We start from the raw sequence: 16,258 nt of genomic DNA, 5'->3' as shown, positions 1-16,258 counted from the left end.
CGTGGCGTGCGGTTGCCCTCCCGGCCTCGCACGCCCCGCTGTCACTTCTGGTCCGGTGCCCGCCGCATGGGTTGTTGGTCGGCCGACGGCCGAAACCCTAAACCTCCGCACAGTATCCAGGAACAGCCGGGGTGCCACCCCGTCCGAGACGTCACGGTCTCGTGAGGATTGTGCGTGGCTCCCGGACCGCGGACGCCGGGCGGGCGTCGCCTGCGGTTCGGGCGTTCGGAGTCAGACGCGCGGAAGCGATTCTGCTGCGATACCGCCCTCGATGGCGAGGATGCGGTGCAGCCGCGTGGCCACCAGCAGGCGCTGCATCTGGGTCGGTACGCCGCGCAGGACGAGTCTGCGTCCGCAGCGTCCGGCCCTGCGGTGCGCGCCCATGATGACGCCGAGGCCCGTGGCGTCCCAGGAATCCAGTCCGGTCAGATCAAGCACCAGGTCGCCGGCTCCGTCGTCGACGGCCGTGTGCAGGACCGTACGGGCGTCCGCCGCGCTGCGGACGTCGAGGCGGCCCTCGACGACGAGCTCGGCGTGGTCGCCCCTGATGTGCATATGCGCTCCCCGAATGCCTCTGTGCTCCGCGTCCGTGTTCTCGGTCTTCGTGCGATGCGCTGCGTTCGTGCAACGCGTTCGTGCGATGCGTTCGTGCAATGTCTTTGTGCAATGTCTCTGTGCAACAACTGACAGCCGCGCGGCCACGGAAGTTGCCGTCCGTGAGCGAACTGATACCGAATTCACCCGGTGGGGTGAGGAAATCGGTCGATGTCGCTCGGCGCCCGCCCGTCCGCCCGCACGCGAGAGGCTCAGTGCTTGTAGAAGCCCTGCCCGCTCTTGCGCCCGATGTCACCCGCGTCCACCATCCGGCGCATCAGCTCGGGCGCCGCGAACTTCTCGTCCTGCGACTCGGTGTAGATGTTGTCGGCGGCGTGCAGCAGGATGTCGACGCCCGTGAGGTCGGCGGTGGCGAGCGGCCCCATGGCGTGGCCGAAGCCGAGCTTGCACGCGATGTCGATGTCCTCGGCGCTGGCGACGCCGGACTCCTGGAGCTTGGCCGCCTCGACGACCAGGGCGGTGATGAGCCTGGTGGTGACGAAGCCCGCGACGTCACGGTTGACGACGATGCAGGTCTTGCCGACCGATTCGGCGAACTCCCGTGTGGTGGCGAGAGTTTCGTCGCTGGTCTTGTAGCCGCGTACCAGTTCGCAGAGGTTCATCATCGGTACGGGCGAGAAGAAGTGCGCGCCCACGACCCGCTCGGGACGCTCCGTCGCCGCCGCGATCTTGGTGATCGGGATCGCCGAGGTGTTGGAGGCGAGGACGGTGTCGTCGCGGACGAGCTTGTCGAGCGCACGGAAGATCTCGTGCTTGATGTCGAGCTTCTCGAAGACGGCCTCGACGACGATGTCGGCGTCGGCCGCGGCGTCCAGGTCGGTGGTCGTGGTGATCCGCGCGAGCGCGGCGTCCGCGTCCGCCTCTTCGAGCCTGCCCTTGGCGACGAATTTGGCGTACGAGGCGCGGATCGCGTCCTTGCCACGGGCCAGGGCGTCGTCGGTCACATCTCGCAGAACCACGTCCCAGCCCGCCTGGGCCGAGACCTGCGCGATTCCGGACCCCATGAGTCCGGCACCGATGACGGCGAGCTTCCTGGCCACGACGTACCCCTTGATTTCCGCTCCGGACCGGTGCGTGCCTTAACACACGCTTTACATTTGCTCTCTGGCGGAGGTTATCGGTCGTGAGGTGCCCTGTGGTGGTGAAGAGATGCGCGTCACGTCTCACATGACGGACATCACATCCGCACACGACGCGAGTCGGCCCATCAGCCTTGCCGTACAGCGTACTTGAGCACCTTTTCGCCCAGCACCTCCTCGATGTCGTCCAGCAGCACGAGCGCTTCGCGCGAGGTGTCCTCCGGGGTCCGGCCGGCCAGCATCCGGCGGCCGACGAACGCCATGAGCGTGCCGTGCGCCCAGGCGAGTTGACCGGCGACCAGGGTGGGCAGCGTGTCCGAATCGTCGGCGCCGGTCTCCTCGCGGAGCGTCACCTCCAGATGGACGAGGAGCTCCTGCTGGATGTACCAGAGGCGGGACCTGAGTGAGTGCGAGTCGTCGACGACCTTCATGAAGCGGTCGTAGCCGCTGTGCAGTCCGACGGTCGGCGAGACGGTCTCGGTCAGCTCGCGCAGTTCGCGCAGGACGGCTTCCGCCGCCGACTCGCCCGCGTCACGGGCGCGTACGAACCGCGAGAGCCGCTCGACGATGCCCCGGCTGCGGTCGAGGAAGAGGTCTTCCTTGGTCGAGAAGTAGTTGTAGACCGTGTTGACGGAGACGTCCGAGGCCTCGGCGACCTCGGCGATGGTCACCGCGTCGAAGCCGCGCTCGACGAACAGATGCGTGGCGACGTCGGAGATGTACTGCCTGGTCTGGCGCTTCTTGCGCTCGCGGAGCCCTTCGGACATGCCTCTCAGCTTACGGACGCGAGCTCGCACCGCCGCCCCGCTGAAATTTTGAAGTCGTTGCAAAATTTAAGTGACTCTGTTTTTCTGGAGCCATGCCAATCATCAGTACGGCCGGGCTCGCCCGGTCCTTCTCCACCAAACAGGGCACCGTCCAGGCGGTGCGCGGCATCGATCTGACCGTTGGGGCCGGGGAGATCCTCGGCTTCCTCGGCCCCAACGGGGCGGGCAAGACCACCACCCTGCGGATGCTCACGACACTGCTGGCGCCCACCGGAGGCGTCGCGACGGTCGCGGGCTTCGACTTGGCCCGCGAGGCCGCGCGGGTGCGGAGCAGGATCGGTTACGTGGCGCAGGCGGGCGGCGTCGACCCGCAGATCTCCGTACGCGAGGAGCTGATCACCCAGGCCAGGCTCTACCGGCTGACGAAGGCCGAAGCCACCGTCCGCGCCAAGGAGTTGGCGCACGACCTCGACCTGTCCGACCTGCTCGACCGCAAGTGCGCGGCGCTCTCCGGCGGGCAGCGCCGGCGCCTGGACATCGCCATGGGGCTGACGCACCGCCCCGAGGTGCTGTTCCTGGACGAGCCGACGACCGGTCTCGATCCGGGCAGCAGGGCGGGGCTGTGGGACCTGATCCGCCGTATCCGCCAGGAGCACGGCACGACCGTCGTCCTCACGACGCACTACCTCGACGAGGCCGACGAACTCTCCGACCGGCTCGTCGTCGTCGACCACGGCGTGGTGGTGGCCGAGGGCGCGCCCGACGCGCTGAAGCGCGAGTACGGCGGCTCCCCCGGCGCCTCGCTCCAGGACACCTTCCTCGCGATCACCGGACGCGCACCGGCGCCGGACGACGCCGTTCCCGCAGCCGTCTAGGAGGCTCCCGCCGTGTCATCGCTGTCCCCACTCCCCTCTTCCCTGGTCCCGGACACCGTGCTGGTCTTCGGGCGGTACGCCCGCCAGACCCTGCGCTCCAAGTTCCAGATCCTCTTCGGCGTCCTGATGCCGCTGCTGTTCCTGTTCTTCTTCGGACCGCTGCTGACCGATCTGCCGCTCGGTACGAAGGCGGATTCCTGGCAGATCCTGGTGCCCGGACTCGTACTCCAACTCGCCCTGCTCGGCGCGTCGTTCGCGGGCTTCTCGATCCTCATCGAGAAGCAGACGGGGGTCGTCGACCGGATGCGGGTGACCCCGGTCAGCCGGCTCGCCCTGCTGCTGGGGAGGGTGCTGCGCGACGCCGCGCTCTTCGTCTTCCAGTCGGTGCTGCTGGTACTCGCCGCGCTCGCGATGGGGCTGCGGGCGCCGCTGGGCGGAATCCTCATCGGGTTCGTCTTCGTGGGCGTCCTGGCCGCCGCGCTGGCCTCGCTGTCGTACGCCCTGGCGATGAAGGTCTCGACGCCGCAGGAGTTCGGCCCCGTCATCAACGCGCTGACGATGCCGGCGATGCTGCTGTCGGGTCTGGTGCTGCCGATGACGCTGGCGCCGGGCTGGCTGGACCTGCTGTCGCACGCCGTACCGCTGCGCTTCCTGGTGGACGCGGTGCGGGCGGGGTACGTGGGCGACTACGCGAGCGCCGCGATGCTCCACGGCGTGCTGATGGCGGTGGCCCTCGCGCTGGTGTCGATCACCATCGGCACCCGTGTCTTCCGCAAGGCCGACGCCTGACCGCGGCGTCTAGGCTGGCCGCATGGTCAATCTGACGCGTATCTACACCCGTACCGGCGACCAGGGCACCACGGCGCTCGGCGACATGAGCCGTACGGCCAAGACCGACCTGCGGATCGCCGCCTACGCCGACGCCAACGAGGCGAACGCCGTCATCGGCGGGGCGATCGCACTGGGGCAACTGAGGGACGATGTCGTCAAGGTCCTCGTCCGGGTCCAGAACGACCTCTTCGACGTCGGCGCCGACCTCTCCACACCGGTGGTCGAGGCACCCGAGTACCCGCCGCTGCGCGTCGAGCAGTCGTACATCGACAAGCTGGAGGCGGACTGCGACCTCTTCCTGGAGGAGGTCGAGAAGCTGCGCAGCTTCATCCTCCCCGGCGGTACGGCCGGGGCGGCGCTGCTGCACCAGGCGTGCACCGTCGTACGGCGCGCGGAGCGCTCGACATGGGCGGCGTTCGAGGTGCACGGGGAGATCATGAACCCACTGACGGCGACGTATCTCAACCGGCTCTCCGACCTCCTGTTCATCCTGGCCAGGGTGGCCAACAAGGAGGTCGGAGACGTGCTGTGGGTGCCGGGCGGCGACCGCTAGGCCGTTCCGAGGGCCGTACGGTCCAGGTCCGCCGGACAGGGCCTGGGGCCTGTCGTTTGGATCAGGCCGGATCAGGGAGTGGGGTCTGGTGCGTGCGATCGCAAGGCGGAGGAGGGAGACAACGCGGCGGGCGTGCGTGCCAGGGACCGCGAGCCCGGCAAGATCCGAACGACAGACCCTAGCGGTCGCTGTGGGACTTCGGCCGCTCGGCCGGCGCGGACCCGCCCGGGGCCTTCTTCGGGAAGAGCGTGTAGTTCAGCGCGATCACCACGTTGATGCCGATCAGGAAGACCATCTTCTGCTGCCACATCTGGAGCGACCCGATGTCCCCGTCGGAGCCGACGTACCAGATCGCGGACTGGAGCAGACCGATCGCGATGGCCGAGGCGGCCACCCAGCGGGCCGCGGTCCTCCACTCGTGGACCGTGCGGGCCTTGCCGTACTTCGGCGGCCGGACCGGCGGCGGTCCGTCCGCGAAACGGTGGGCGAAGCGCGCGTCGGCCCACTTGATCAGCTGTGGGCCGAGGGCGACCGAGAAGCCGATGTACACCGCGGCGAGACCGTGCTTCCAGTCCGGTTCGGCGCCGTTCTTGAGGTCGATCGCCGTCACGACCAGCAGCAGGACCTCCAGCAGCGGTTCGCACAGGAGCACCGCGGTCGACACACGCGGCATTTTGGCGAAGTAGCGCAGGGCCAGTCCGATGCCCAGCAGCACCCAGAATCCGACCTCGCAGATGATGATCAGCGTGACGATCACGGCAGTCTCCTTCCGGCTCACTCCCAGTCTTCCGCCGGTCCCGGCTCCGGTCGTCGTCACCAGTGACGAACCGAGACTGCATCCTTCGATGTAGCGCGCCCCCCGCCGGTCTCGGCCGGCACGTGGAGGTGCCCGCCCACGCCGCCGTGTTTGATGGTGACGTGACCGTTTTCCCGCGTCCGCACCGAGAGGACGTCCTGATCGCCGCGGCCGGCCTGCTCGGCGGCGTGCTGCTCTGGGCGCTCGGGCTGCACACCCAGGGCGGCAGGCTGCTGCCCGGCCCGTGGGTCCTGCTGCCGCTGGCCGCCGTCTCCCTGACGGAGCTGGTGCGCAGGAGCGCGCCCCGTACGGCCCTGCTGGTCGCCACCCTCGCGCTCGTCGCCGACCAGTTCACCGTGGGCAGCGTGGCGACGATCGCCATGTTCACGGACATCGTCTACGCGGCGGTGCTGTACGGCAGCCCGTCCGCCGCCCGCCGTATCCCCTGGGGTACGGCGCTGACCACGGTCGTCGTCACCGTCGCGGCCCTCAGCTGGCTCCGCTCTCCCGAAGGGCTGCTGCTGGGTGTCGTGGTCGCCGCGATCACCATCGCCCCGGCGACCACCGGTGTGCTGGTGCGCAATCACCGCGACGCCGCCGAGGCCGCCAGGCTGCGGGCCGAACAGACCACGCTGCTCGCCGAGATGGACCGGACGCAGGCCGTCATGGCTGAGCGCGCGCGGATGGCCCGTGAGCTGCACGACATGGTCGCCAACCATCTGTCGGCCATCGCGATCCACTCCACCGCCGCGCTCTCCCTCGACGACGCGCGGACCTCCAAGGACGCGCTGGCGGTGATCCGTGAGAACAGCGTCGCCGGACTGGCCGAGATGCGCCGGCTCATCGGACTGCTGCGGGACACGGGCGACGAGCGGGCGCCGGCCCCCGCGCCGACGCTGGGTGCGCTCGACTCGCTCGTGGAGCAGGCGCGTACGAACGGCGCGTCCAGCGGGCTCACGTTCACGCTGGAGGACCGGCGGGGCGAGGGGCCGGCGCTGCCGGCGCCCGTCGAGATGGCGGCGTACCGCATCGTCCAGGAGTCGCTGACCAACGCGCTCAAACACGCGCCGCGCGGCCCCGTCACGGTGCTCCTGGAGCGCACACGGCGTGCGCTGCACGTCGATGTCGTCAGCCCGTACGGCGACGGGCCCGGCCCGCGCGCACCGGGCTCCGGAGCCGGTCTGGTGGGGATGCGGGAGCGTGTCGCCCTGCTGGACGGCGAGTTCGAGGCGGGACCGGTCGCGGCGGACGGCACGGACGGTGCGGGCGCCGCGAACGGCATGAAGATCTGGCGGGTACGGGCGGAGCTGCCCGTCGACGAGGGGGGCGGCACGGCATGACCATCCGGGTTCTGGTGGCGGAGGACCAGTCGGCGGTACGTGCGGGGCTGGTGCTCATCCTGCGCAGCTCACCGGAGATCGAGGTCGTCGGCGAGGCCGGGGACGGCGAGGAGGCCGTGCGGCTGGCCCGTGAACTGCGCCCCGACCTGGTGCTGATGGATGTTCAGATGCCCCGGCTGGACGGGGTGTCGGCGACCCGGCAGGTGGTGGCCGAGAAGCTGGCCGACGTGCTCGTACTGACGACGTTCGACCTGGACGAGTACGTCTTCGGCGCGCTGCGCGCGGGCGCCGCCGGGTTCCTGCTGAAGAACACCGACGCGCGGGATCTCATCGAGGCGGTACGGACGGTGGCACGCGGCGAGGGCCTGATCGCGCCCTCCGTGACGCGCCGGCTGATCGCGGAGTTCGCCTCGCCGAAGGCCGTACGGTCGCCGGACGCGCCGGATCTCACGGTGCTCGACTCCCTCACCCGGCGCGAGCGCGAGGTACTGGCCAGTCTGGGCGACGGACTGTCGAACGCGGAGATCGCGGTACGGCTGGACATGGCCGAGGCGACGGTCAAGACCCATGTGAGCAGGCTGCTCGGCAAGCTGGAGCTGCGCAGCCGGGTGCAAGCGGCGGTTCTGGCGCAGGAGTTGGGGATCTGAACCGACGGGCTGACGACCGGCGCACCGTGCGGCGGAACAGCCGGCCGACGACCCGCTACGCCTTTGGTCTGGACCTATTGACGATTGGTCCAGACCTCCTTACTCTCACGCCACTGACTAGTGCGCGAGCTGTCGCAAGAGTCGGGTGTCACGGACCATCCCGGACCATCCCCGATCTGTCTTGACTCACTCGAGGAGTACCCCTTGAGCACGAAGACGTCCGTCCGCAGAACCAGATTCAGATCCAGATCCGTCGCGGCGCTGACCGCACTGCTCCTCCCCCTCGCCGCCATGGTCGGCCTCGCCTCCCCCGCCGCGGCGGCCACCTCGGCGACCGCCACGTACACCAAGAAGTCCGACTGGGGCACCGGCTTCGAAGGCTCGTGGACGGTGAAGAACACCGGCACCACGACCCTCTCCTCCTGGACCGTCGAGTGGGACTTCCCCGCCGGCACCGGCGTCGGCTCCGCCTGGGACGCCACGGTCACCAAGAGCGGCACCAACCACTGGACCGCCAAGAACGTCGGCTGGAACGGCACCCTCACCCCGGGCGCCTCCGTCACCTTCGGCTTCAACGGCACCGGCTCGGGCTCCGGCTCCCCGACCGGCTGCAAGCTCAACGGCGCGTCCTGCGACGGCGGCAGCGTTCCCGGCGACACGGCCCCCACCGCCCCGGGCGCCCCCACCGCGAGCGAGATCACGAACACGTCGGCCAAGCTCAGCTGGAGCGCCGCCACCGACGACAAGGGCATCAAGAACTACGACGTCCTGCGGGACGGCGCGAAGATCGCCACGGTCACCGGTACGACGTACACGAACACCGGCCTGACCGCGGGCACCAGCTACTCCTACAGCGTCCAGGCCCGTGACACGGCCGACCAGACCGGACCGGTCAGCGGCTCGGTCGCGGTCAGAACGACCGGCGGCGGTACGGACCCGGGCACCCCGCCCGGCGACCAGGTCAAGCTCGGCTACTTCACCGAGTGGGGCGTCTACGACCGCAACTACCACGTCAAGAACCTGGTGACGTCCGGCAGCGCGTCCAAGATCACCCACATCAACTACTCGTTCGGCAACGTCCAGGGCGGCAAGTGCACCATCGGTGACGCCTACGCCGCGACGGACAAGGCGTACACCGCCGACCAGGCCGTCGACGGCGTCGCCGACACCTGGGACCAGCCGCTGCGCGGCAACTTCAACCAGCTGCGCAAGCTCAAGGCCGCGAACCCCAACATCAAGGTCCTCTGGTCCTTCGGCGGCTGGACCTGGTCCGGCGGCTTCGGTGACGCGGTGAAGAACCCGGCCGCGTTCGCGCAGTCCTGCTACGACCTGGTCGAGGACCCGCGCTGGGCCGATGTCTTCGACGGCATCGACCTGGACTGGGAGTACCCGAACGCCTGCGGTCTGAGCTGTGACACCAGCGGCCCGGCGGCGATGAAGAACATGATGCAGGCCATGCGCGCCAAGTTCGGTGCCAACTACCTGGTCACCGCGGCCGTCACCGCCGACGCGTCCAGCGGCGGCAAGATCGACGCCGCCGACTACGCGGGCGCCTCGCAGTACATGAACTGGCTCAACGTGATGACGTACGACTTCTTCGGCGCCTTCGCCGCGCAGGGCCCCACGGCCCCGCACTCCCCGCTCACCTCGTACCCGGGCATCCCGCAGGCCGGCTTCAACTCGGCCGACGCGATCGCCAAGTACAAGGCGCAGGGTGTCCCGGCGAAGAAGCTGCTGCTCGGCATCGGCTTCTACGGGCGCGGCTGGACCGGCGTCACGCAGGCGGCGCCGGGCGGTACGGCCACGGGCGCGGCCCCCGGCACGTACGAGGCGGGTATCGAGGACTACAAGGTCCTGAAGAACACCTGCCCCGTCACCGGCACCGTCGGCGGCACCGCGTACGCCAAGTGCGGCAGCAACTGGTGGAGCTACGACACCCCGGCGACGATCGCCACGAAGATGGCCTGGGCGAAGAGCCAGGGTCTCGGCGGAGCGTTCTTCTGGGACTTCACCGGTGACACCGCGAACGGCGAACTCGTGACGGCGATCAGCAACGGTCTGAAGTAGTACCCGCACATACGGCGAGGGGGACAGTGCCCGTCCGGGCGCTGTCCCCCTCGTCGTTCGTTCGGTAGGCCCGGGCCCCGAGGGCTCAGGCGACGTTCACCCGCTGGCCGGGCGGCGCCGCCTCCAGCCAGGCGAGGAAGCCGGTCAGCGCGTCCTCGCTCATCGCCAGCTCCAGGCGGGTGCCCTCGTGGACACAGCCGAGCACGACGGAGTCGGAGAGCAGCGCCAGCTCCTCCTCGCCCTCGGGGGCACGCCGGGCGAGCACCTCGATGGCGGAGCGTTCAAGACTGCGGCGGGGCCTCGGGGCGTACGAGAAGACCCGGAACCAGTTGATCCGGTCACCGCTGTAGCGGGCGACGCCGTACACCCAGCCCTTGCCGGACGTGTCGGGCTCCTCGGCCACGTTCCAGCGCAGCGAACAGTCGAAGGTCCCTCCGGACCGCTGGATCAGCCGTCGGCGCAGCCCGAAGACGAAGAGCCCCACCGCAACCAGCAGGACGACCAGTCCGCAGACAAGCAGAGCGAGGACCATCTGTACCGACCTCCTCGCCTATCGAGTAACCCGCACGAACGAACAGAAACAGGTGCCGCATCGCCTCAGCCGCGACACGGTCTGGATGACTCCAGAACGGGCCGCGGCTGAGGGTAATTCCAGGAGCGGTGCGTCAACGCACCGCCACAGCGCGCAGTCGGACGTCGGCACGGCGCTCGGCGGCGTCGTCCTCACCCGACTTCGCGCGCTCCAGCGCGCGCTCGGCACGCTGGGCGTCGATCTCGTCCGCCAGCTCGGCGATCTCCGCGAGCAGAGAGAGCTTGTTGTCGGCGAACGAGAGGAAACCGCCGTGCACGGCGGCGACGACCGTGCCGCCGTCGGTCGTACGGATGGTCACGGGGCCCGACTCCAGCACACCGAGCAGCGGCTGGTGACCGGGCATGACGCCGATGTCGCCGGACGTGGTGCGCGCGACGACCAGGGTGGCCTCGCCGGACCAGACACTGCGGTCCGCGGCGACCAGCTCGACGTGCAGCTCAGCAGCCAAGGGTGCTCCTCGGGTCACCACCCGGCTGTGTCGCCGGGTGTCGGTCTAATTCTATGGGGTCACGATCGGCGGTTCGGTGGGGGGCGGCACGAGACCGCCCCCCACCGTTGAGTCGAAGACTCAGGAGATGCCGAGCTCCTTGGCGTTCGCCTTCAGGTCCTCGATACCACCGCACATGAAGAACGCCTGCTCGGGGAAGTGGTCGTACTCCCCGTCACAGATCGAGTTGAACGCGGCGATCGACTCGTCGAGCGGCACGTCGGAGCCGTCCAGGCCGGTGAACTGCTTGGCGGCGTGGGTGTTCTGCGACAGGAAGCGCTCGACGCGACGGGCACGGTGGACAACGAGCTTGTCCTCCTCGCCCAGCTCGTCGATACCGAGGATCGCGATGATGTCCTGGAGGTCCTTGTACTTCTGCAGGATTCCCTTGACGCGGCTGGCCGCGTCGTAGTGCGCCTGCGAGATGTAGCGCGGGTCCAGGATTCGGGACGTCGAGTCCAGCGGGTCGACCGCCGGGTAGATGCCCTTCTCCGAGATCGGACGCGACAGCACGGTCGTCGCGTCGAGGTGCGCGAAGGTCGTGGCCGGGGCCGGGTCGGTCAGGTCGTCCGCCGGCACGTAGATCGCCTGCATCGAGGTGATCGAGTGGCCACGGGTCGAGGTGATGCGCTCCTGGAGCACACCCATCTCGTCCGCCAGGGTCGGCTGGTAACCCACCGCGGACGGCATACGGCCGAGCAGCGTGGAGACCTCGGAACCGGCCTGGGTGAAGCGGAAGATGTTGTCGATGAAGAGGAGCACGTCCTGCTTCTGCACATCGCGGAAGTACTCCGCCATGGTCAGGGCGGACAGGGCGACCCGCAGACGGGTGCCCGGCGGCTCGTCCATCTGGCCGAAGACCAGCGCGGTCTTGTCCAGGACGCCCGACTCGGTCATCTCGTCGATGAGGTCGTTGCCCTCACGGGTGCGCTCACCGACACCGGCGAACACGGAAACACCGTCGTGCAGCTTCGCCACACGCATGATCATTTCCTGGATGAGGACCGTCTTGCCGACGCCCGCTCCACCGAAGAGACCGATCTTGCCGCCCTTGACGTACGGGGTCAGCAGGTCGACGACCTTCAGGCCGGTCTCGAACATCTCGGTCTTGGACTCGAGCTGGTCGAAGGCCGGGGCCTTGCGGTGGATCGGCCAGCGCTCGGTGATCTGAGCCTTGCCCTCCGGGTCGTTCAGGATCTCGCCGAGGGTGTTGAACACCTTGCCCTTGGTCACGTCACCGACGGGCACCGAGATACCGGAGCCGGTGTCCGTCACCACGGCCTGGCGGACCAGACCGTCGGTCGGCTGCATCGAGACGGCGCGGACGACTCCCTCACCCAGGTGCTGGGCGACTTCGAGCGTCAGCGTCTTCTGCTTGCCGTCCTCGGCCGGGTCGGCCACCTCGACGTGCAGTGCGTTGTAGATCTCCGGCATCGCGTCGACGGGGAACTCCACGTCGACGACCGGGCCGATGACCCGGGACACGCGGCCCGTGGCCGTGCTTCCCGGGGTGGCCGCCTCAACAGTGGTCGTCATTACTTTTCACTCCCCGCGGTCGCGTCGGCCAGGGCGCTGGCGCCACCGACGATCTCGCTGATTTCCTGGGTGATTTCGGCCTGGCGGGCCGCGTTGGCAAGCCGGGAGAGGCTCTTGATGAGATCCCCGGCGTTGTCGGTCGCCGACTTCATCGCGCGACGGGTGGCCGCGTGCTTGGAAGCGGCGGCCTGGAGCAGCGCGTTGTAGATACGGCTCTCGACGTACCGCGGCAGCAGGGCGTCGAGGACGTCCTCGGCCGACGGCTCGAAGTCGAACAGCGGAAGGATCTCGTGCTTCTCCGCCGCGTCCTCGTCCGCCGCCGTGTCGGCGAGGGAGAGGGGCAGCAGCCGGTTCTGCACCGGCGTCTGGGTCAGCATCGAGACGAACTCGGTGAAGACGATGTGGAGTTCGTCCACGCCGCCGTCCGCCGTGTCCCGCTGGACCGCCTCGATCAGCGGTCCGGCGACCTTCTTGGCGTCCGCGTAGGTCGGACTGTCGGTGAAGCCGCTCCACTCCTCCGTGACCTTGCGCTCACGGAAGCCGTAGTAGGCGACACCCTTGCGGCCGACGATGTACGTGTCGACCTCTTTGCCCTCACTCGTGAGCCGCTCGGTGAGCCGCTCCGCCGCCTTGATGGCGTTGGAGGAGTAGCCGCCGGCCAGTCCGCGGTCGCTCGTGATGAGCAGAACCGCGGCCCGGACCGGCGCCTCGACCTCCGTGGTCAGGGGGTGCTTGGTGTTGGATCCGGTCGCCACCGCAGTGACCGCGCGGGTGAGCTCGGTCGCGTACGGCGTGGATGCCGTCACCTGGCGCTGCGCCTTGACGATGCGCGAGGCGGCGATCATCTCCATCGCCTTGGTGATCTTCTTGGTCGCGGTGACGGATTTGATGCGACGCTTGTAGACCCGGAGCTGGGCTCCCATGAGTCAGGTCCCTTCCGTCGTCACTTGGAGACGTTGACGCCGGCCGGGGCGTCGTCGCCCAGAAGCTTGCCGTCCGAGGTCTCGAACTGCTTCTTGAAGGCGGCGATGGCGTCACCGATGGACTCGACCGTGTCGTCGGACATCTTGCCGCCCTCGGCGATGCTGGTCAGCAGCTCCTTGCGCTCGCGGCGCAGGTGCTCCAGCAGCTCGGTCTCGAAGCGGCGGATGTCCTCGACCGGGACGTCGTCCATCCTTCCGGTGGTGCCGGCGAAGATGGAGACGACCTGCTCCTCGACGGGGTAGGGCGCGTACTGCGGCTGCTTGAGCAGCTCGACCATGCGCTGACCACGCTGGAGCGATGCCTTCGACGCGGCGTCCAGGTCGGAACCGAAGGCGGCGAACGCCTCCAGCTCGCGGTACTGGGCGAGGTCCACGCGCAGACGTCCCGACACCTGGCGCATGGCCCGGTGCTGGGCGGAGCCGCCGACTCGGGAGACCGAGATACCGACGTTCAGCGCGGGCCGCTGGCCGGCGTTGAAGAGGTCGGACTCCAGGAAGCACTGGCCGTCGGTGATGGAGATGACGTTGGTCGGGATGAACGCCGACACGTCGTTCGCCTTGGTCTCGACGATGGGCAGGCCCGTCATCGAACCGGCGCCCATGTCGTCGGAGAGCTTGGCGCAGCGCTCCAGCAGACGCGAGTGCAGGTAGAAGACGTCGCCCGGGTAGGCCTCGCGGCCCGGCGGACGGCGCAGCAGCAGCGAGACGGCGCGGTAGGCGTCGGCCTGCTTCGACAGGTCGTCGAAGATGATCAGGACGTGCTTGCCCTGGTACATCCAGTGCTGGCCGATGGCCGAACCGGTGTAGGGGGCCAGGTACTTGAAGCCCGCCGGGTCGGACGCCGGGGCGGCGACGATCGTCGTGTACTCAAGAGCGCCGGCCTCTTCCAGCGCACCGCGTACGGACGCGATGGTGGAGCCCTTCTGGCCGATGGCGACGTAGATGCAGCGAACCTGCTTGTTCACGTCGCCCGAGCGCCAGTTGTCGCGCTGGTTGATGATGGTGTCGACGGCCAGGGCGGTCTTGCCGGTCTGGCGGTCGCCGATGATCAGCTGACGCTGGCCACGGCCGATCGGCACCATCGAGTCGACGGCCTTGTAACCGGTCTGCATCGGCTCGTGCACCGACTTACGGACCATGACGCCAGGAGCCTGGAGCTCCAGGGCGCGGCGGCCGTCGGTCGCGATCTCGCCGAGGCCGTCGATCGGGGCGCCGAGCGGGTCGACGACACGGCCGAGGTAGCCCTCGCCGACGCCGACGGAGAGCACCTCGCCGGTACGGGTGACCGACTGTCCCTCCTCGATACCGCTGAACTCACCGAGGATGACAGCGCCGATCTCGCGCTCCTCCAGGTTCAGGGCGAGACCAAGGGTCCCGTCCTCGAACTTCAGCAGTTCGTTCGCCATGGCCGAGGGCAGACCCTCGACCTTCGCGATGCCGTCACCGGCAACGCTGACCGTCCCGACCTCCTCGCGCGAGGCCGCGTCCGGCTTGTACGACTGGACAAAATTCTCCAGCGCATCCCGGATCTCCTCCGGCCGGATCGTGAGCTCCGCCATCTGGATTCCCTGCTCTCCTTGTTGGGCCCGAAGTTCTTTGGGGGTCTGGGGGCGACCCCCAGGAATCTTCTGCAATTTCTGCACGGCCCAACCGGGCCGCTGTTCTTGATCTCTGTATGTGTGTCTGTAATCCGGAAATCACGTACCGACCGTCGGCCTTCAGCCGGCGAGCCGCCGTGCCGCCTCGTCGAGACGTTCCGCGACCGTGCCGTTGACGACCTCGTCGCCGACGCGGACCGAGATCCCGCCGAGGACCGCGGGGTCCACGTCGAGGTTCAGATGCATCGGGTGGCCGTACAGCCTGGCCAGGGCCGCGCCGAGGCGCTGCTTCTGGCCTTCGGTGAGAGGCACCGCCGACGTGACGACCGCCACCATCCGCTCCCGGCGGGCCGCGGCGAGCCGGGAGAGGGTCTGGAGACCCGCTTCCAGGCTACGTCCTCGGGGCTGGGACACCAGGCGCACGACAAGTCGCTCGGTGCTCGGGTTGGCCCGGCCGCCGAGCAGGCCGCTCAGCAGCGCGGTCTTCGCCGAGGCGGTCGCGGACCGGTCGGTCAGCGCGGCACGCAGCTCGGTGCTGGACTCGACGATCCGGCCGAACCGGAACAGCTCGTCCTCGACGTCGTCGAGGCCGCCCGCCCGCTGCGCGGCGGTGAGCTCGGCGAGGGCCGCCAGCTCCTCCACCGCGTCGACCAGGTCACGCGGCTGCGACCAGCGGGACCGGACCATGCCGGTGATCAGGTCGGCGGTCTCGCCGCCCACCTGTCCGCCGAGCAGTCCGCCGGCCAGCTCGGCCTTGGACTCGCCGGACCGCGCCGGGTCGGTCAGGACCCGGCGCAGCGAGACCTCGCGGTGGAGCAGCGCTGTGACGGCGGTCAGTTCCTCGGCGAGCTTCGCGGCGTCGACCGACGTGCTGTCGGTCAGCGCGTCGAGACGCTCACGTGCGGCTGCCAGCGCCGCGCGGCTCGCTCCGTTCATCGCGCGACCTCGGCCTTCAACGCGCCGTCCTCGAGTTCGTCGAGGAAGCGGTCGATGGTGCGGCTCTGGCGGGCGCTGTCCTCGAGGGACTCCCCGACGAGCTTGCCGGCGAGGTCGGTGGCGAGCTTGCCCACGTCCTGGCGCAGTGCCGAGGCCGCGGCCTTGCGGTCCGCCTCGATCTGGGCGTGGCCGGCGGCGACGATCTCTTCCCGCTGCCGCTGCCCCTCCGCCTTCATCTCCTGGATGATGGTGGCGCCCTGCTCGGTCGCCTCCTGGCGGAGACGAGCCGCCTCGTGACGCGCTTCGGCGAGCTGGGCCTTGTACTGCTCCAGGACGCTCTGCGCCTCGGTCTTGGCCTCTTCCGCCTTCTCGATGCCGCCCTCGATGGCCTCACGGCGCTCGTCCAGAACCTTGTTGATGTTCGGGAGGAGCTTCTTGGCGAGGAAGCCGAAGACGATGGCGAAGGCGATCAGGCCGATGACGAGCTCGTCAAGGTGCGGGATGAGCGGATTCTGAGGCTCCGCCGCTGCCGCAACATAGAGAGCGTTCACATCAA

General features: G+C 69.0%; 17 protein-coding genes. 6 read left to right on the top strand and 11 right to left on the bottom strand.

All coding sequences use genetic code 11. From position 1 onward, the window contains the following. Window positions 1–231 precede the first annotated feature (231 nt). From ACFWHU_RS11700 to ACFWHU_RS11690, 3 genes are all read right to left on the bottom strand, one after another. Window positions 232–555: an STAS domain-containing protein gene (locus ACFWHU_RS11700; RefSeq protein ID WP_078075057.1), complete on the bottom strand. Its 324-nt coding sequence runs from the start codon at window positions 553–555 to the stop codon at window positions 232–234. Window positions 556–806: 251 nt separating this feature from the next. Next, on the bottom strand, window positions 807–1,655 hold the full coding sequence (locus tag ACFWHU_RS11695; protein WP_385801053.1) for a 3-hydroxyacyl-CoA dehydrogenase family protein: 849 nt from the start codon (window positions 1,653–1,655) through the stop codon (window positions 807–809). 167 nt (window positions 1,656–1,822) lie between these two features. Continuing rightward, entirely contained in the window at window positions 1,823–2,461 is a 639-nt protein-coding gene (locus ACFWHU_RS11690) for a TetR/AcrR family transcriptional regulator (RefSeq protein WP_385801056.1), read from the bottom strand. 92 nt (window positions 2,462–2,553) lie between these two features. Here ACFWHU_RS11690 and ACFWHU_RS11685 point away from each other — a divergent pair, with 92 nt between their 5' ends. From ACFWHU_RS11685 to ACFWHU_RS11675, 3 genes are read left to right on the top strand one after another with little or no spacing between them, the layout of a single operon-like run. Beyond that, entirely contained in the window at window positions 2,554–3,336 is a 783-nt protein-coding gene (locus ACFWHU_RS11685) for an ABC transporter ATP-binding protein (protein WP_387224713.1), read from the top strand. A gap of 21 nt (window positions 3,337–3,357) precedes the next feature. Then, on the top strand, window positions 3,358–4,125 hold the full coding sequence (locus ACFWHU_RS11680; protein WP_387224836.1) for an ABC transporter permease: 768 nt from the start codon (window positions 3,358–3,360) through the stop codon (window positions 4,123–4,125). 22 nt (window positions 4,126–4,147) lie between these two features. Then, the gene (locus ACFWHU_RS11675) at window positions 4,148–4,720 is read left to right on the top strand and encodes a cob(I)yrinic acid a,c-diamide adenosyltransferase (RefSeq protein WP_385801060.1); all 573 of its coding nucleotides are present in this window, start codon (window positions 4,148–4,150) and stop codon (window positions 4,718–4,720) included. A 178-nt stretch (window positions 4,721–4,898) separates the two neighbouring features. Here ACFWHU_RS11675 and ACFWHU_RS11670 read toward each other — a convergent pair whose 3' ends face one another. Beyond that, window positions 4,899–5,477 carry a hypothetical protein gene (locus ACFWHU_RS11670; RefSeq protein WP_385801695.1) on the bottom strand — a complete coding sequence of 193 codons (579 nt, stop codon included), beginning with the start codon at window positions 5,475–5,477 and terminating at the stop codon, window positions 4,899–4,901. Between the two features lie 161 nt (window positions 5,478–5,638). Between ACFWHU_RS11670 and ACFWHU_RS11665 the strand changes: the two genes are divergently transcribed. From ACFWHU_RS11665 to ACFWHU_RS11655, 3 genes are all read left to right on the top strand, one after another. After that, window positions 5,639–6,856 carry a sensor histidine kinase gene (locus tag ACFWHU_RS11665; protein ID WP_387224712.1) on the top strand — a complete coding sequence of 406 codons (1,218 nt, stop codon included), beginning with the start codon at window positions 5,639–5,641 and terminating at the stop codon, window positions 6,854–6,856. Beyond that, complete coding sequence (locus tag ACFWHU_RS11660; protein WP_385801699.1) at window positions 6,853–7,503, top strand: response regulator; 651 nt, start codon at window positions 6,853–6,855, stop codon at window positions 7,501–7,503. Before ACFWHU_RS11665 ends, ACFWHU_RS11660 begins: the two co-directional genes overlap by 4 nt. Before the next feature lie 204 nt (window positions 7,504–7,707). Further along, window positions 7,708–9,570: a glycosyl hydrolase family 18 protein gene (locus tag ACFWHU_RS11655; RefSeq protein WP_387224711.1), complete on the top strand. Its 1,863-nt coding sequence runs from the start codon at window positions 7,708–7,710 to the stop codon at window positions 9,568–9,570. An 85-nt stretch (window positions 9,571–9,655) separates the two neighbouring features. On the opposite strand, the gene ACFWHU_RS11650 is transcribed toward ACFWHU_RS11655, so the two are convergent. The 7 genes from ACFWHU_RS11650 to ACFWHU_RS11620 all read right to left on the bottom strand — a co-directional run bounded on the left by ACFWHU_RS11650 (window position 9,656) and on the right by ACFWHU_RS11620 (window position 16,253). Next, window positions 9,656–10,102, bottom strand: a complete 447-nt coding sequence (locus tag ACFWHU_RS11650; protein WP_385801702.1) for a DUF2550 domain-containing protein — start codon at window positions 10,100–10,102, stop codon at window positions 9,656–9,658. A gap of 133 nt (window positions 10,103–10,235) precedes the next feature. Further along, window positions 10,236–10,610, bottom strand: coding sequence for a F0F1 ATP synthase subunit epsilon (locus ACFWHU_RS11645; RefSeq protein ID WP_147873836.1), 375 nt, complete (start codon window positions 10,608–10,610; stop codon window positions 10,236–10,238). 120 nt (window positions 10,611–10,730) lie between these two features. Beyond that, the gene (gene atpD / locus ACFWHU_RS11640; RefSeq protein ID WP_385801704.1) at window positions 10,731–12,185 is read right to left on the bottom strand and encodes a F0F1 ATP synthase subunit beta; all 1,455 of its coding nucleotides are present in this window, start codon (window positions 12,183–12,185) and stop codon (window positions 10,731–10,733) included. Beyond that, window positions 12,185–13,108, bottom strand: coding sequence for a F0F1 ATP synthase subunit gamma (locus ACFWHU_RS11635; protein ID WP_385801706.1), 924 nt, complete (start codon window positions 13,106–13,108; stop codon window positions 12,185–12,187). The genes atpD and ACFWHU_RS11635 overlap by 1 nt, the downstream gene beginning before the upstream one ends. Window positions 13,109–13,128: 20 nt before the next feature. Beyond that, the gene (gene atpA / locus ACFWHU_RS11630) at window positions 13,129–14,727 is read right to left on the bottom strand and encodes a F0F1 ATP synthase subunit alpha (RefSeq protein ID WP_385801708.1); all 1,599 of its coding nucleotides are present in this window, start codon (window positions 14,725–14,727) and stop codon (window positions 13,129–13,131) included. A 159-nt stretch (window positions 14,728–14,886) separates the two neighbouring features. Beyond that, on the bottom strand, window positions 14,887–15,702 hold the full coding sequence (locus ACFWHU_RS11625) for a F0F1 ATP synthase subunit delta (RefSeq protein ID WP_385801709.1): 816 nt from the start codon (window positions 15,700–15,702) through the stop codon (window positions 14,887–14,889). Then, entirely contained in the window at window positions 15,699–16,253 is a 555-nt protein-coding gene (locus ACFWHU_RS11620; RefSeq protein ID WP_387224710.1) for a F0F1 ATP synthase subunit B, read from the bottom strand. Before ACFWHU_RS11620 ends, ACFWHU_RS11625 begins: the two co-directional genes overlap by 4 nt. Window positions 16,254–16,258 lie beyond the last annotated feature (5 nt).

This window comes from Streptomyces sp. NPDC060366 (assembly GCF_042725135.1).
Lineage (GTDB): Bacteria > Actinomycetota > Actinomycetes > Streptomycetales > Streptomycetaceae > Streptomyces.
The sequence above is the reverse complement of the archived record's forward strand: the minus strand, read 5'-3'. Positions and strand labels throughout refer to the sequence as shown.

Excerpts from the sequence above, each read along its gene's own strand:
- ACFWHU_RS11625 (WP_385801709.1), bottom strand. The coding sequence starts at position 15,702 with ATGAACGGAGCGAGCCGCGCGGCGCTGGCAGCCGCACGTGAGCGTCTC.
- ACFWHU_RS11700 (WP_078075057.1), bottom strand. The coding sequence starts at position 555 with ATGCACATCAGGGGCGACCACGCCGAGCTCGTCGTCGAGGGCCGCCTC.
- ACFWHU_RS11635 (WP_385801706.1), bottom strand. The coding sequence starts at position 13,108 with ATGGGAGCCCAGCTCCGGGTCTACAAGCGTCGCATCAAATCCGTCACC.
- atpA (WP_385801708.1), bottom strand. The coding sequence starts at position 14,727 with ATGGCGGAGCTCACGATCCGGCCGGAGGAGATCCGGGATGCGCTGGAG.
- atpD (WP_385801704.1), bottom strand. The coding sequence starts at position 12,185 with ATGACGACCACTGTTGAGGCGGCCACCCCGGGAAGCACGGCCACGGGC.
- ACFWHU_RS11650 (WP_385801702.1), bottom strand. The coding sequence starts at position 10,102 with ATGGTCCTCGCTCTGCTTGTCTGCGGACTGGTCGTCCTGCTGGTTGCG.
- ACFWHU_RS11690 (WP_385801056.1), bottom strand. The coding sequence starts at position 2,461 with ATGTCCGAAGGGCTCCGCGAGCGCAAGAAGCGCCAGACCAGGCAGTAC.
- ACFWHU_RS11675 (WP_385801060.1), top strand. The coding sequence starts at position 4,148 with ATGGTCAATCTGACGCGTATCTACACCCGTACCGGCGACCAGGGCACC.
- ACFWHU_RS11660 (WP_385801699.1), top strand. The coding sequence starts at position 6,853 with ATGACCATCCGGGTTCTGGTGGCGGAGGACCAGTCGGCGGTACGTGCG.
- ACFWHU_RS11685 (WP_387224713.1), top strand. The coding sequence starts at position 2,554 with ATGCCAATCATCAGTACGGCCGGGCTCGCCCGGTCCTTCTCCACCAAA.